General features: G+C 37.9%; 14 protein-coding genes and 1 tRNA gene. 2 read left to right on the top strand and 13 right to left on the bottom strand.

Translation table 11 applies throughout. From position 1 onward, the window contains the following. Window positions 1–27: 27 nt before the first annotated feature. The 7 genes from def to dapF are packed head-to-tail and all read right to left on the bottom strand — an operon-like array spanning window position 28 to window position 6,750. Entirely contained in the window at window positions 28–522 is a 495-nt protein-coding gene (def, locus tag ACZ47N_RS00920) for a peptide deformylase (protein ID WP_464887263.1), read from the bottom strand. A 14-nt stretch (window positions 523–536) separates the two neighbouring features. Then, on the bottom strand, window positions 537–2,864 hold the full coding sequence (gene priA, locus ACZ47N_RS00925) for a primosomal protein N' (RefSeq protein ID WP_464887264.1): 2,328 nt from the start codon (window positions 2,862–2,864) through the stop codon (window positions 537–539). Between the two features lie 33 nt (window positions 2,865–2,897). After that, window positions 2,898–4,112, bottom strand: coding sequence for a bifunctional phosphopantothenoylcysteine decarboxylase/phosphopantothenate--cysteine ligase CoaBC (gene coaBC / locus ACZ47N_RS00930; RefSeq protein WP_464887265.1), 1,215 nt, complete (start codon window positions 4,110–4,112; stop codon window positions 2,898–2,900). Window positions 4,113–4,116: 4 nt separating this feature from the next. After that, a complete protein-coding gene (gene gmk, locus ACZ47N_RS00935; protein WP_464887266.1) occupies window positions 4,117–4,731 on the bottom strand; it encodes a guanylate kinase in 615 nt (204 codons plus the stop codon). 46 nt (window positions 4,732–4,777) lie between these two features. Then, the gene (remA, locus tag ACZ47N_RS00940; protein ID WP_464887267.1) at window positions 4,778–5,026 is read right to left on the bottom strand and encodes an extracellular matrix/biofilm regulator RemA; all 249 of its coding nucleotides are present in this window, start codon (window positions 5,024–5,026) and stop codon (window positions 4,778–4,780) included. 12 nt (window positions 5,027–5,038) lie between these two features. Then, on the bottom strand, window positions 5,039–5,920 hold the full coding sequence (locus ACZ47N_RS00945; protein ID WP_464887268.1) for a YicC/YloC family endoribonuclease: 882 nt from the start codon (window positions 5,918–5,920) through the stop codon (window positions 5,039–5,041). 17 nt (window positions 5,921–5,937) lie between these two features. Further along, window positions 5,938–6,750: a diaminopimelate epimerase gene (gene dapF, locus ACZ47N_RS00950; protein WP_464887269.1), complete on the bottom strand. Its 813-nt coding sequence runs from the start codon at window positions 6,748–6,750 to the stop codon at window positions 5,938–5,940. 108 nt (window positions 6,751–6,858) lie between these two features. On the opposite strand from dapF, the gene ACZ47N_RS00955 reads away from it, so the two are divergent. After that, window positions 6,859–8,637 (top strand): Rqc2 family fibronectin-binding protein, encoded by a 1,779-nt coding sequence (locus ACZ47N_RS00955; protein ID WP_464887270.1) that lies wholly within the window; start codon window positions 6,859–6,861, stop codon window positions 8,635–8,637. 14 nt (window positions 8,638–8,651) lie between these two features. Here the strand turns inward: ACZ47N_RS00955 and glsA are convergent, their stop codons facing one another. Further along, entirely contained in the window at window positions 8,652–9,572 is a 921-nt protein-coding gene (gene glsA / locus ACZ47N_RS00960; protein WP_464887271.1) for a glutaminase A, read from the bottom strand. A gap of 252 nt (window positions 9,573–9,824) precedes the next feature. Between glsA and ACZ47N_RS00965 the strand changes: the two genes are divergently transcribed. Beyond that, window positions 9,825–9,899: transfer RNA gene (locus ACZ47N_RS00965), tRNA-Thr, on the top strand. A 138-nt stretch (window positions 9,900–10,037) separates the two neighbouring features. Here ACZ47N_RS00965 and ACZ47N_RS00970 read toward each other — a convergent pair. From ACZ47N_RS00970 to ACZ47N_RS00990, 5 genes are all read right to left on the bottom strand, one after another. Then, window positions 10,038–10,457 (bottom strand): PspC domain-containing protein, encoded by a 420-nt coding sequence (locus ACZ47N_RS00970; protein WP_464887272.1) that lies wholly within the window; start codon window positions 10,455–10,457, stop codon window positions 10,038–10,040. Window positions 10,458–10,597: 140 nt separating this feature from the next. Then, entirely contained in the window at window positions 10,598–11,743 is a 1,146-nt protein-coding gene (locus ACZ47N_RS00975; RefSeq protein ID WP_464887273.1) for a PP2C family protein-serine/threonine phosphatase, read from the bottom strand. Window positions 11,744–11,756: 13 nt separating this feature from the next. Then, window positions 11,757–12,224 carry a chemotaxis protein CheX gene (locus tag ACZ47N_RS00980; RefSeq protein WP_464887274.1) on the bottom strand — a complete coding sequence of 156 codons (468 nt, stop codon included), beginning with the start codon at window positions 12,222–12,224 and terminating at the stop codon, window positions 11,757–11,759. Further along, a complete protein-coding gene (locus tag ACZ47N_RS00985; RefSeq protein ID WP_464887275.1) occupies window positions 12,224–12,703 on the bottom strand; it encodes a chemotaxis protein CheX in 480 nt (159 codons plus the stop codon). Before ACZ47N_RS00985 ends, ACZ47N_RS00980 begins: the two co-directional genes overlap by 1 nt. A gap of 21 nt (window positions 12,704–12,724) precedes the next feature. After that, entirely contained in the window at window positions 12,725–13,081 is a 357-nt protein-coding gene (locus ACZ47N_RS00990) for a response regulator (RefSeq protein WP_464887276.1), read from the bottom strand. Between the last annotated feature and the right edge of the window lie 37 nt (window positions 13,082–13,118).

Consider the following 13,118-nt stretch of genomic DNA (forward strand, 5'->3'; position numbering starts at 1 on the left):
TCTTTTCACCTCTCTTTCACCTGATCATTACTCCTTAGAGTCCTCTTCCATAAATGTCTTTTTGTAAGTTTCTGCTTCCTCTTCTGAAAGCATAATATCCGTAAATAAAACTCCATTTAAATGATCAATTTCATGACAAAAAACCCGTGCCATTAGATCTTCTGCTTCCAATTCAACTATTTCCTGATACCGATTTAGTGCCTTTACGATTATTTTTTTAGGCCGAATCACTATGCCACTTTGTTCAGGAACACTTAGGCATCCCTCTGATCCAAACTGTTCTCCTTCTATTTTTATAATTTCTGGATTAATCATTTCAACCAAACCCTCACCAATGTCTAAAACAATGATGCGCTTAAGCACCCCCACCTGAGGAGCTGCCAAGCCAACCCCTTCCGCCTCGTACATAGTTTCAGCCATGTCATCTAGCAGTGTTAGAATCCGATCATTGATTTTTTCAACCGTACGTGAGGTTTTTCGTAAAATAGAATCTTCGTCTGTTCGTATATTTCTAATAGCCATGATTTTCTCTCCTATCACAATAAAATATATGGATTCATATCAATCACTGTCGTGACAGATGGATCAATCCACTTCTCTTTATTTTCAATTAAAACGAATTTAACCATTTTTTTCAACAATACCATAGAAACATCTCCAGATTTCATCAAAAGATGATATCGATGCTTTCCTTCAGCACGTGCTAAAGGTGCAACCACTGGCGGCATTAGTGTATTATCCACTGAAATAAACCCTTGCTGCTTTAGTAAGAAGATAAAACTATCGTAGCTGATCTGAGCACCAACTTTTACTTTTTCTTCTTCTTTCCCAGAAAACGTAACTAAAATCATATCATTAAATGGAGGATAGCGGTAGGCTTTTCTTAACTGAATCTCTTGTTGATAAAAAGCTAAGTACTGCTGCCCTGCAGCCAGAGATATAGCATAATGATCTGGTTGATAGGTTTGTAATACCACGTCACCAGTTACATCTCCCCGACCAGCACGTCCAGCTACTTGAGTAATCAATTGAAAGGTTTTTTCCGATGCCCGAAAGTCTGGTAATCCTAAACTTGCATCCGCCATCAGAACTCCTACTAATGTCACATTTGGAAAATCCAAACCTTTAGTAATCATCTGAGTCCCGATCAGAATATCGTATTTCCCTTGACCAAACTGTTGCAACCATTTTTCATGAGACCCTTTTTTTCGAGTGGTGTCCGTATCCATCCTAAGAATTCTTGCCTCAGGGAAAAAATCTTTTAATAATTCTTCGACTTTTTGGGTACCAAAACCTTTATAGGTCAGTTCCTGACAACATTCAGGGCAGTGGGTCATGGTTTCCTGTTCCCAACTGCAGAAATGACATTTTAATCGATTATCTTTTCGGTGCCATTTCATAGGAATATCACAATGATCACATTTAATCGTATGACCACATTGAAAACAGTTGACTAACGTGGAATATCCTCGCCTGTTTAGAAAAAGTATGGACTGTTCACCCTTATTTAGACACTCTTGTATCCGTTGAATCATCCTATTGCTAAACAGTGTGACATTACCTTTTTTCAGCTCTTCCCTCATATCTACTGTTTCGATATCAGGTAATTTAGCTCCAGGTATTCGATTTTCAAGGGTTTCCAGATGAAACTCTTGTTGTAAACTATGGTAATATACTTCTACAGAGGGAGTGGCTGAACCCATAAGAAGAGTTGCCTTTTCAAAAACAGAACGCGCTCTGGCTACGTCTAGGGCATGATAACGTGGCGATTTTTCTGATTTGTAGCTACTTTCATGAAATTCATCAATAATGATCATACCTAGATTCCGAAAAGGTGCAAAAATAGCAGATCGGGGCCCAATAACTATCTTTGCTAGACCCTCTTTTATTTTGCGCCACTCGTCTAACCTTTCTCCTTGAGAAAGATGACTATGAAGTACCGCTACTGTTTCACCAAATCGTCCACGAAACCGGTCCACCATCTGTGGTGTCAAAGAGATTTCCGGTACCATAACAATGCTATCTTTTCCTTTAGCAAGGCTTTCTTCAATTAAGTGAAGGTATATTTCTGTTTTTCCACTGCCTGTAATCCCATGGAGCAATACCGGTCTTTTGGGATTTTGAGCCAAGCTTTTTTTGATGCCTTCCCATACACGAAGCTGATCTTTCGTGGGTATAGGCGCTGGATAAGGAATAATTGGTCGATCTTTAAACGGGTTTCGACTAACTACTTTTTCTTCAATTCGAAGCAATTGTTTTTCTTCTAAAGCTTTTACTGTCTGTCGACTAGTATCTGCCAGCTTGATAAGTTCTGCCACAGGAAGCATCTTCTTCTCTTTTAAAATTCCCAGTACTTTCAATTGAGCTGGTGCTTTTTTTAAGGAAGCCTCCATTTTTTTTTCATAGCTATGATCCTTTATTATGCAAGCATAAAGAATTTTTTTAGGCTTATTAAGGGCACTTGACTTCTCTTTAATCTTTCTAATACCGTTTTCATAATAAATTTCACGACTGGTTTTAATTGCTAAACCAGCAGGCACAAAACAACGAATCCCCTCTATATAGCGGCATAAATAATGATTTTTCATCCAATGAACCAATTTTAATTGACCACTGGTCAACACTGGCTGATCTTCAATCAGACTTTGAATGAATTTGAGTTTTTCTGGCACTTCTTCTGTATCCCTTAGATCCATTACATAAGCTTCTAGAGTTTTATTAGCGTTTCCAAATGGAACTAACACACGCATTCCTAACTGAATAAAGTCCCTGTATTCTTCCAGAACCATATAGTCAAAATAACGATCCATTCTTTCGTGATAATGGTCTAGAATCACACTGGCAATCTTTGTTTTAGAACCCAAAAAAATTTCCCTCCTGCTTAACCTGGCTCCTTGTCACTTTGTTGCATGTTTATGCTGAAGCAAATAGCTAGCTTCATCTAAAACACGGTTGGCAATTTTGCATTTTTCTTGCAAGGCCATGTCTTTCCTTGTACCATCTGGAAAAAGCAATGTCACTTGATTAGTATCGTAATTAAAACCTGACCCTGGCAAAGTTAAGTCATTTGCTACCATCAGATCCAAATTTTTACGTTTCATTTTTGATGCAGCATTTTCTATAAGATTTTCTGTTTCAGCTGCAAATCCAATTAACACTTGCTTTTTCTTTATTTTACCTAATTCCCATAAAATATCTGGATTCTTCACTAAATCTAACCTCATCAATTCATCTTGCTGCTTTTTAATTTTTTGATCCGATCGATCAGCAGGACGGTAATCCGAAACAGCCGCTGCTTTTATAACTACATCCTGCTCTCCGTAGCGCTTCATCACAGCCTTTAACATTTCATCTGTTGACAGAACTGAAACAACTTCATCCACCTGGGGAATTGGGATTTCACACGGTCCTGTCACCAAAGTTACATTAGCACCTCTTTTCTTTGCCACTTCGGCTAAGGCATAGCCCATTTTCCCAGAGGAGTAATTAGTGATGTATCGGACTGGGTCAATTTCTTCTCGTGTTGGTCCTGCCGTAACCAAAATGCGATACCCATCCAGATCTTTTTTTGATATAAGAAGATTAATTAAGTACTCTTCCAACACACTTGGATCAGCCATTTTACCTTTCCCAATATCTCCACATGCCAGCAGACCACTGCTGGGGTCCACCATATGGTACCCTTGAGATTCTAGAAATTGCATATTTTTTTGAAAAATAGGATTTTCATACATTTGCGTATTCATGGCCGGTGCTAATATCACTGGTGCTGTGGAGGCCATCACCATAGTAGACAGAAAATCATCGGCTATCCCACTAGCAATTTTACCAATTATATTGGATGTTGCTGGTGCTATAATCACTGCATCGGTTTTTTGAGCTAAAGAAATATGTTCGATTTCCCAATATTTCACAGACTGAAAAAGACTCGTCACTACTGGATTCCGACTTAAAGCCTGAAAAGTTTCTGGGCTCACAAAAGAAGTAGCTGATTCAGTCATCACTACGTTTACAGTAGCCTGTTGCTTTCTAAGGCGACTCACCAACTCACAAGCTTTATAAGCAGCAATGCCTCCAGTGACTCCAAGGACAATGTTTTTTCCTTTCAGCATGAACTTACCTCCTTAGTCCAAAAAGATTCTTCCAGTAACTTTGACTACGTTCCACACTGGCAATTTCTGCTTCTACTATAGATTCAATCAACTTGGTCGCTTTCTCAATTTCATCATTAAGCACCACATAGTCATACCTTTCTAATTCTTCTATCTCTTTCAAAGCGCTATCCATTCGTTTAGCCATTTGTTCAGGTGTTTCTGTCCCGCGTTTTTTTATTCGTCGTTCCAATTCTTCCAGCGAAGGTGGAAGAATAAATAAAAAAACAGCCTCTTCGAATTTTTCCCTAATTTGCAAGGCACCAACAATATCTATTTCTAAAAGTACATTCTGTCCACTACTCAATTTTTCTTCTACAAACTCTTTCGGCGTACCATAGTAGTTGCCATATACTTCTGCATATTCCAGAAATTCTCCCTGAGATAATTTTTCTTCAAAATCTGGATTATCCAAAAAAAAGTAATTCACTCCATCTACTTCACCAGGCCTTGGATTACGCGTGGTCGCAGATACAGACAATTGAATTTTATTATTTCTATTTAATAAATGTTTGACAAGAGTTCCTTTTCCAGTTCCCGAAGGGCCTGAAATAACCATTAGTAGACCTCTCTGATTCATTTAGCTTCCTCCCTAGTGCCCCATCGTTTGATTTTAATCGTTTCTTTTATTCTTCTTTATCCTGCAATCGTGCAGCTACTGTTTCTGGCTGAACAGCCGATAAAATAACATGATCACTATCTGTAATAATCACAGCTCTAGTTCTACGACCATACGTAGCATCAATTAGACTCCCTTGATCTCGAGCTTCTTGAACAATGCGTTTTATTGGTGCAGATTCTGGGCTAACAATAGCAATAATACGATTTGCAGAAACAATATTTCCGAATCCAATGTTAATGAGCTTTATCCCCATGTACATTCTCCTTTATTCAATATTTTGTACTTGCTCCCGCATTTTTTCTAGTTCACTTTTCACTTCCACTACCAAAGAATTAATCGTAAAATCACTGGCTTTAGATCCGATGGTATTTATCTCCCGATTGACTTCTTGAAGCATAAAATCCAGCTTTCGTCCAACTGTCTCTGTCTGACCTAAGGTTTTTTTCATCTGACTCAAATGACTTCGAAACCTAACGAGCTCTTCATCGATACATGTTTTTTCCGATAAAATAGCTACTTCCATGGCTATTCGTTGTGGATCCATTTCAAATTCATTGTTCGTCAGTTCTAAAATTCGCTTCGTCAACCTTTCTCGGTATGATTTGCTATAATCTGGCGAAAGCCCTTCAATGTTATCTATGTATCCTTCAAGGCTTTTAATACGTTGATGCAAATCCTCTTCCATTTTCTTTCCTTCCGATGCCCTCATGACACAAAGCTTCTCTACGGCTTCCTTAATTCCTTTTTCCATCTCAGCCCACAAAGCATCTTCATCCATCTCTGCTTCTTCTAATATGATCATTTCCGGTAATCGAACCAAGCTAGTAGTAGTCAAATCATTTTTCAACCCCAACTCTTCACTTAGGGCTTCAAATGCGTCTCGGTATGCTTTTCCTAGATTTTTATCCAAAGTAACCGCTTTAGAAGCGTCACCTTGACCTGCATAATTGATAAAGACGTCCACTCGCCCCCTAAAAACAAATAATTTCACCCACTGTTTAATTTTCTCTTCCATAAAATTAATTTTACGCGGCATTTTAACGCTAACATCTAAGTAACGGTGATTCACACTTTTCATTTCAATGGTATAGGCATTTGAGTGTAAGGTAACATCAGACCTTCCATACCCTGTCATGCTATTAATCATATTTTAAACCCCTTCCCTCAAGAATGTAGCAAATAATTTCCCCGAGCAACTACAATACTAGGACCTGTCATATAAATGCCATTATCATTATCTATTTCAATCGTCAAGGAACCACCTTCTGCCATTACATCTATTTTGTCTTCTACTTGTCCTTTCTGATGCAAAAAACTACAAACGCTACAAATACCAGTACCACAAGCCAATGTATGACCTGCCCCCCTTTCCCAAGTCATCACCGAAAGACAGCCGCGGTCATGTATCTTAACAAAGTTCACATTGGTCCCCTGAGGAAAGCAATCCATCTTTTCTATCTTAGGGCCCAAGGTATTTACCTTTTGAGCACATAGCTCTGACTCTACGAGAACAACATGTGGTACTCCTACCGTAAGATCTGCCAGTTCAATCTCGACCTCATCCAACACCATTGTCTTTCCAAGACTTCTTACTTCTGGAGTTCCCATATATACTTTGACCACGCTACTCTCCTGTGCATAACGTTGAATCTCTACGTCTCTGACATCCAGTAATGTTTGAATTCGTAACACCGATTTATATGGCACTAACTTTTCTGATAGCACATAATGTGCAAAACACCGGATGCCATTACCACACATCTCTCCCTGAGAACCATCAGCGTTATAGTATAACATTTTCACATCCGCTTTTCCCGAAATATCTGCCACCATCATTCCATCTGCACCTATTCCAAAATGACGTTGACAAATTTTTCTTGCCAGATCCCCATCCTTAGAGGCGTCCTGAAAATCTTGACGTTTCAGCAAAATAAAATCATTGCCAATGCCATGCATTTTTACAAAAGGAATGTTCATTCAATTCTCCTCCTTTGTCCTTCGGTTCATTATATCAAATTCCGATCATCAATGACATGATTTCCTTAGATATGTTATGATTATAACTATAGAATAGGAGTGATATTCATGCCTTTTGACGGCAGTATGGTGCTAGCCCTAAAAATAGAATTGGAAAAGGAAATACTGAATCATCGTATCGATAAAATACACCAGCCAGAAGTCGATGAAATTATTATGGCTACGCGTGGACAAGGTAAAAATAAAAAAATACTACTTTCTGCACACAGTAAATATCCTCGGATACACTTAACCAATCTACCCAAATTAAACCCAGCAACTCCACCCATGTTTTGCATGCTGCTTCGAAAACATTTAGTGGGTAATCGAATCGTTGGCGTATATCAACCTTCTTTAGAGCGCATTATTGAGCTGGAAATGGAAGGCTACGACGAATTGAATCAATTATCAAAAAAGCGACTAATCATCGAAATGATGGGAAAGCACAGTAATATTATATTGGTTGACCATCAGAATCGCATCGTCTTGGATTCAATAAAGCGCATTCCTTTACACATCAGCAGAAAACGTCAAATTCTACCAGGGCTACCCTATCAATATCCACCATCTGAAAAGCAGGATCCATTAAAAACAACAACCTTAGAATCATGGATAAAAATGATGAACACCACTCAGGGCTACTCGATAGAAAACGACTTGATATCTGCCTTCACTGGCATTTCCCCTTCTTTAGCCATGGAACTATGCAATCAAGCTTCCTTAGATCCAGATAAACTTTGGAGTAGCTTGGAAGACCAAGAGCAGCAATCACTGTATAAATCTTTTTCTAACTGGGTAGAAAATCTGCATCAAAAACATCTAATACCGATGGCTTATCAAAATGAACTCTTCCACTACAAAGACATCAGTGCCTTTGCCTTGAAACATGTGATTTTCCCGCACCAAGTGGAGTTCCAAAATTTTAGCCAGATGTTGGAAGAGTATTACAGAGCCAAAGATGAACAACAACGCTTGCATCAAAAATCACAAGACCTACGAAAAAACATGACTATTAAACGCAATAGAACAGCACAACGACTTCAAAATCTCAATGGAGACCTTATAAAAGCTCGCAAAGCTTCCGAGGATAAAACAAAGGCAGATCTAATCATGTCTAATATGCATCAGATTCTACAAAACCAAGAGTTCCTTGAGACATATAATTATTTCGATGAGAAGCAGCCTCTTGTAAAAATCCCATTAAACAAATCAAAAACACCAGTTCAAAATGCTCAAAAATACTATCAGAGATATCAAAAGTCCAAGAAAGCCAACATCGAAATTCAGCGCCAAATCACTAAAACTCAACGTGAATTGCGCTACTTAGATCAAGTATTGTTATTCATTGATCAGGCAGAGAATCTACAGGATTTGGAGGAGATTCGACAGGAATTGATGGAATCCGGCTATATGAAAAGAAAAGCCAGCAACAAAAAAAACAAGCCTTCCAGCATAAAACCCAAAAGTGGCATTCTTCATTTTCAAACAGAAGAAGGGATTGACTTGTATATAGGAAAAAATAATTACCAGAATGAGAAGGTAACTTTTGGTATTGCTGGAAAAAATGATTTTTGGTTCCATGTAAAAGATTTTCCAGGATCTCATGTCATTCTCAAAGCCGGGCAAAAAGAGCCCTCCGAAAAAATCTTAAAAATTGCTGCTATGTTGGCTGCTTACTATTCCAAGGGAAAAATGGGAGAAAACGTAGCCGTCGATTATACTCGATGTCGTTATGTTCGTAAACAGCGTGGAGCACAGCCAGGGATGGTGATTTACGATCATCACAAAACCTTGTACGTTACACCCGACGAACCCACCATAGACCGCATAAAAAAGCAGCGTCCATAACAGACGCTGTTTTTTTAAAAAATTCCAAGTTCAAAGTGGTGTGACATACTTTCCAAAATTTTGACCCCAGCAAGACTATTTCCTTTAGTATCTAAACCAGGGCCACAGACTCCTATACCCATTTTTTGCGGTGAAACAGCCAAAATGCCTCCACCTACCCCACTTTTAGAAGGCATTCCTACATTTACTGCATAATCTCCTGATCCATCATATAATCCACAGGTTGTCATCACAGCTTTCACCGTCTTGCATATTTTTTTGCTCAATAGCACTTTAGATTCCTTAAGACTCTTTCCATCATTAGCTAGTACAGCAGCAATGGAAGCAATATCTTTGCAGTTTATCTCCACAGAGCAAAGTCTAAAATATGCATCTAATAATTCTTCTACGTCCGAAGCTATGGTGCCATTGCTTTTCATAAAGTATGCTAGCGCTCTGTTTCGATCTCCTGTCTCTTTCTCTGAAGCATAGACGCTCTCATTTACTTCAATGGAAGGATTGTCTGAAAGTAAACGAATCATATGGATGATCCGTTCATATTTTTCTTCTACCGTGTTGCCTTTTACTAGTTCAATGCTAGCAATAGCTCCAGAATTAATCAGCGGATTCAGTGGTCTATGTTCATTTTTCGTTTCTAGATTGACAATCGAATTGAATCCATCCGAAGATGGCGCCACCGTTATTTTTTCATATAATGCTTCCATCGTATTGTCCTGAAGGACACACATAAACGTAACGATCTTAGAAATACTCTGAATCGTAAAGGGCATCTCCCATTCACCAGCATGGTATATCCCTCCCTTTAGATCGTATACAAAAATTCCTAAAGCTTCCGAGTTTTGTTTAGACAATTCCGGAATATAGGTAGCCACGGCTCCTTTACGGGTCCAGTGCCGGTGTTCCTGCAACATATTCTCAAGTAACTCTTGCATCATATGACTTTCCTCCAATCGTATTCTATAAAGTGTCGCCGATTCCATTATACAATTAGGATCCATTTTACGCTAGCAAAAGCTTTTGAAAATTGTAAATAACTACTATCCTTTTCAGACTCTAATGTGTTGTTTAAAAGCATCTTTCATTTAATTTTAGATTTTTGTATTTTTCTTCTTTACATTTTATTTTTGATGAGCTATAATAATCTTTGTGGTTTACAACTACTTTCTAAACATGTAGTAATTATATATGCTGTTGTAGCTCAGAGGTAGAGCACTTCCTTGGTAAGGAAGAGGTCGGCGGTTCAAGTCCGCTCAACAGCTCCAGTAAAATAAAGGATCCCAGAGGTTTCTACCTCTGGGATTTTTGTTTTCTCTAATCTAATTCTATAATCTAATTCTATAATCTAGTAGTTCCATCAACTACCCAGTCGTCCAAGAAGGGCACATTGATTTTTCATGACTTCAATTCTTATGTTTTGCAATGATATAAAAACCCACTAGAACAAGAGCCATAGGCCATACATAATTGAAGTTGATCCAATGGATCCGAAAAAGATTTCTAGATATAAATAAAGAACCTAATACCATTAATACAATACCAATAGCGATATTATTGTTGTTGGTTGTTGGATTTTTTTTTTCCTCAGATTTCTTTTCATCCTCCACCACTTGAATTACACTATCCTCTTCATAAGTGATTAAGGGTTTCTCTGGCATAATAATAGCAGCAATGATATAGGCCAAAATTCCTGCACCAGCAAAAGTAAAGACAACCCAAGCAAGACGTACTAGAGTAGGATCCACTTCAAAATACTCAGCTACCCCCCCACATACACCAGCTATTTTTTTATCTTCCCGCGAACGATAAAATCGCTTTTCCATATTAATCTCCTCCGTCGATAATTGATTTCATCTTATACTACGCTGTGGTTTCCAATTAGTTTCTATTCACAAAAAAATTCAGCCGATTTATGACGACTGAATTTTAATGTAACTGAAGGCACTGAAATTCTTATATACGCCTATTTTCGAATCAAATACATAATTGCAATATCATCATCGATCATATTTTTATTTGTTTTGCCAAAAGATGCCAGTAGTTGATCCAAAAAATTTTCCGGGTTTTTTAACGCAGTCCTATCCAGAATTTTTGCATGCTCTATTACACTGGTATGACTCTTACTTTCCTCAGGAGTGCCTGGATTTTCAAACAGACCATCCGTGAAATGTAAAAGACCTTCTCCTTTTTTCATACAAGTAGTATGGTCTTCATATTCAGCATCATCAAAAAGTCCTATTAAATATCCATTGGCCTTTAGCATTTCCCAGTTTTCCACATTTTCTCGGATCATCAATGGATACGGATGTCCAGCATTAGAATAAGTAACCTTATCCCCTTCTAATTTTCCAACAAATACAGAAAAACATAGGTTTGTATTTTCAGCCATCAACTTATAGAAGGTATGATTTATTTCCGCTAAAACACAGCTAGGTTCATTGTTTCCGAGAACAGCATGGTTAAAAACCACCTTTAGCATAGAAGCCACCATGGATGCAGCAACTCCATGACCAGTTATATCTGCAATCATAAACCAACTACGATCCTCTATCTCCACATAATCGAATAGATCTCCACCCAATTCCTCACAGGCCATATATTTTTGGTGAATATCCATCCTTTCTTGATTTTCTCTATTTCGAAAAAGAGAACCTTGAAGCAAACTCGCTATTTTCAGCTCATTCTTCATACGTGTATTCATTTCCTTAAGTTTTCTCCTTTGTTCGTAAAACTTAAGAGCATTGTTTGCCTTTAAGGGAATAATAACCTTCATCTGTTCAGGCGTGATAGGTTTAGTAAAGTAATCCATAGCACCCATTTCCAGAGTCTTTTTTATACTCTCCATATCAGTGACAGCAGAATTCACAATGACAGGAATATCCGTGAATTTGGGCTCTTTTTTCATGTCTTCTAATACTTCATATCCATCTTTCCCAGGCATCATTAGATCAAGTATCACTAAGTGAACATCTTCCTGTTCTAATACTTCAATTGCTTGAAAACCATCTTCTGCATCTAAAAAAGTAATTGTTTCAATGCTGTCTTTTAAAACTTTTTTCATTAATTTTCGATTAACCAACATGTCATCCACGATCAGTATTTTATACATAACAATGCGCTCCTTACATCTCCAGACCAATATTCACTTCGATTTTTCCAATGTCTGTCTCCAGATCAATGGCCAGTGTTTCCATTGGTGTGATAATCATATAGATTTCTTTTCCATAAATAATTGATGGTGGTGTCGGTGTTACATCATTCACTTCCTCTATATCAGAAAGATTGCCAATAGCTGTCCCAGTAATCATATTGGCAAATTCGGACATAGCACTTCTAGCCATCTCATCTAACTCATCCACCGGCATTCCCATCATCATTTTGGATGCAATAGCCTTTGCCGTTTCTTCAGAAAAGGCATAGCTAACATTTCCTTTTACATCTCCAACCAGCCCTACTATAGATATAGTATCCATATCCACATTCATATTTTCTTTTTTCTTAATACTACCTCGTTCGATTTTTTCTACCCCAAATTGCTGCATAATAGTTTTCACCGAATCCAAAAATGGTGTAATGTATTTTACATCCATTAAACTTCACCACCCTTTTCAAAAGCTATATTGATTCGAAGCTTTCCATTTTTGGTGTCACATTCTATTGTAGAGGATTGAATCTTCGGAATGGATATAACAACATCTTTACCAGTGAAAACAGCGGGAGATGCTAAACGTAATCCTAGAGACATTTCATTATTCAGTCGTGTGATAGCATCGCCACCAACGATATTATTCAGTTCAGCTATCATTCCCATGTAAGTTGGATCTCGAGGGTCTCTTACATCTTCCCCCATTACTTGTTTAACAATTTCAGACGCTACATCAGATTCCATATCCAAAAGCAATCTTCCTTTAACTTTGCCGACAAAACTCACTAATGTTGCTACGCCGTAAGAATTTATATCCGTTGTCTGCTTTATAAAATCTCCTTGTTCCTCGATTTCTAAAGAGGCCATTTGTCGAATCATCTCTTTCGTGCTTTCTAAAAAAGGCTTTCGTAACTGATCATCCATCGTGTTTCCTCCTTCGATTTCTTATATGACTTTAGAAATAGCGCTAACAATTTTGTAATCATCAAAAGGTTTTTTCAAGAATACATCTACTCCGAGAGCTTTCGCTTCTTCTTTTAACTCTTCATCTCCCATAGCACTCAGCATGATCACTTTGGCATTAGAATCATGCTCTTTAATAAGTTTTACAGCATCCAACCCCTCCATCACCGGCATGGTAATATCCATAAAAACGATATCTGGTTTCAGATCTTTGTACATATCTACGCCTTCTCTTCCATTTTTAGCATCGCCACATACCTCGTAGTCATTTCTTTCCAATACTTTTCTTAATAAATTATGAATAATTGGTGAATCGTCCACAATAAGCACCCTTTTCATTTAACATCCTCCTCCTATTATATTTCTATTTTTTTAT

The sequence above is a fragment of the Tindallia texcoconensis genome (assembly GCF_055383815.1).

What these genes read in the sequence shown, in the direction of transcription:
- def (WP_464887263.1), bottom strand. Translation starts at nt 522, where the DNA reads ATGGCTATTAGAAATATACGAACAGACGAAGATTCTATTTTACGAAAA.
- coaBC (WP_464887265.1), bottom strand. Translation starts at nt 4,112, where the DNA reads ATGCTGAAAGGAAAAAACATTGTCCTTGGAGTCACTGGAGGCATTGCT.
- gmk (WP_464887266.1), bottom strand. Translation starts at nt 4,731, where the DNA reads ATGAATCAGAGAGGTCTACTAATGGTTATTTCAGGCCCTTCGGGAACT.
- remA (WP_464887267.1), bottom strand. Translation starts at nt 5,026, where the DNA reads ATGGGGATAAAGCTCATTAACATTGGATTCGGAAATATTGTTTCTGCA.
- ACZ47N_RS00945 (WP_464887268.1), bottom strand. Translation starts at nt 5,920, where the DNA reads ATGATTAATAGCATGACAGGGTATGGAAGGTCTGATGTTACCTTACAC.
- dapF (WP_464887269.1), bottom strand. Translation starts at nt 6,750, where the DNA reads ATGAACATTCCTTTTGTAAAAATGCATGGCATTGGCAATGATTTTATT.
- ACZ47N_RS00955 (WP_464887270.1), top strand. Translation starts at nt 6,859, where the DNA reads ATGCCTTTTGACGGCAGTATGGTGCTAGCCCTAAAAATAGAATTGGAA.
- glsA (WP_464887271.1), bottom strand. Translation starts at nt 9,572, where the DNA reads ATGATGCAAGAGTTACTTGAGAATATGTTGCAGGAACACCGGCACTGG.
- ACZ47N_RS00970 (WP_464887272.1), bottom strand. Translation starts at nt 10,457, where the DNA reads ATGGAAAAGCGATTTTATCGTTCGCGGGAAGATAAAAAAATAGCTGGT.
- ACZ47N_RS00975 (WP_464887273.1), bottom strand. Translation starts at nt 11,743, where the DNA reads ATGTATAAAATACTGATCGTGGATGACATGTTGGTTAATCGAAAATTA.
- ACZ47N_RS00980 (WP_464887274.1), bottom strand. Translation starts at nt 12,224, where the DNA reads ATGGATGTAAAATACATTACACCATTTTTGGATTCGGTGAAAACTATT.
- ACZ47N_RS00985 (WP_464887275.1), bottom strand. Translation starts at nt 12,703, where the DNA reads ATGGATGATCAGTTACGAAAGCCTTTTTTAGAAAGCACGAAAGAGATG.
- ACZ47N_RS00990 (WP_464887276.1), bottom strand. Translation starts at nt 13,081, where the DNA reads ATGAAAAGGGTGCTTATTGTGGACGATTCACCAATTATTCATAATTTA.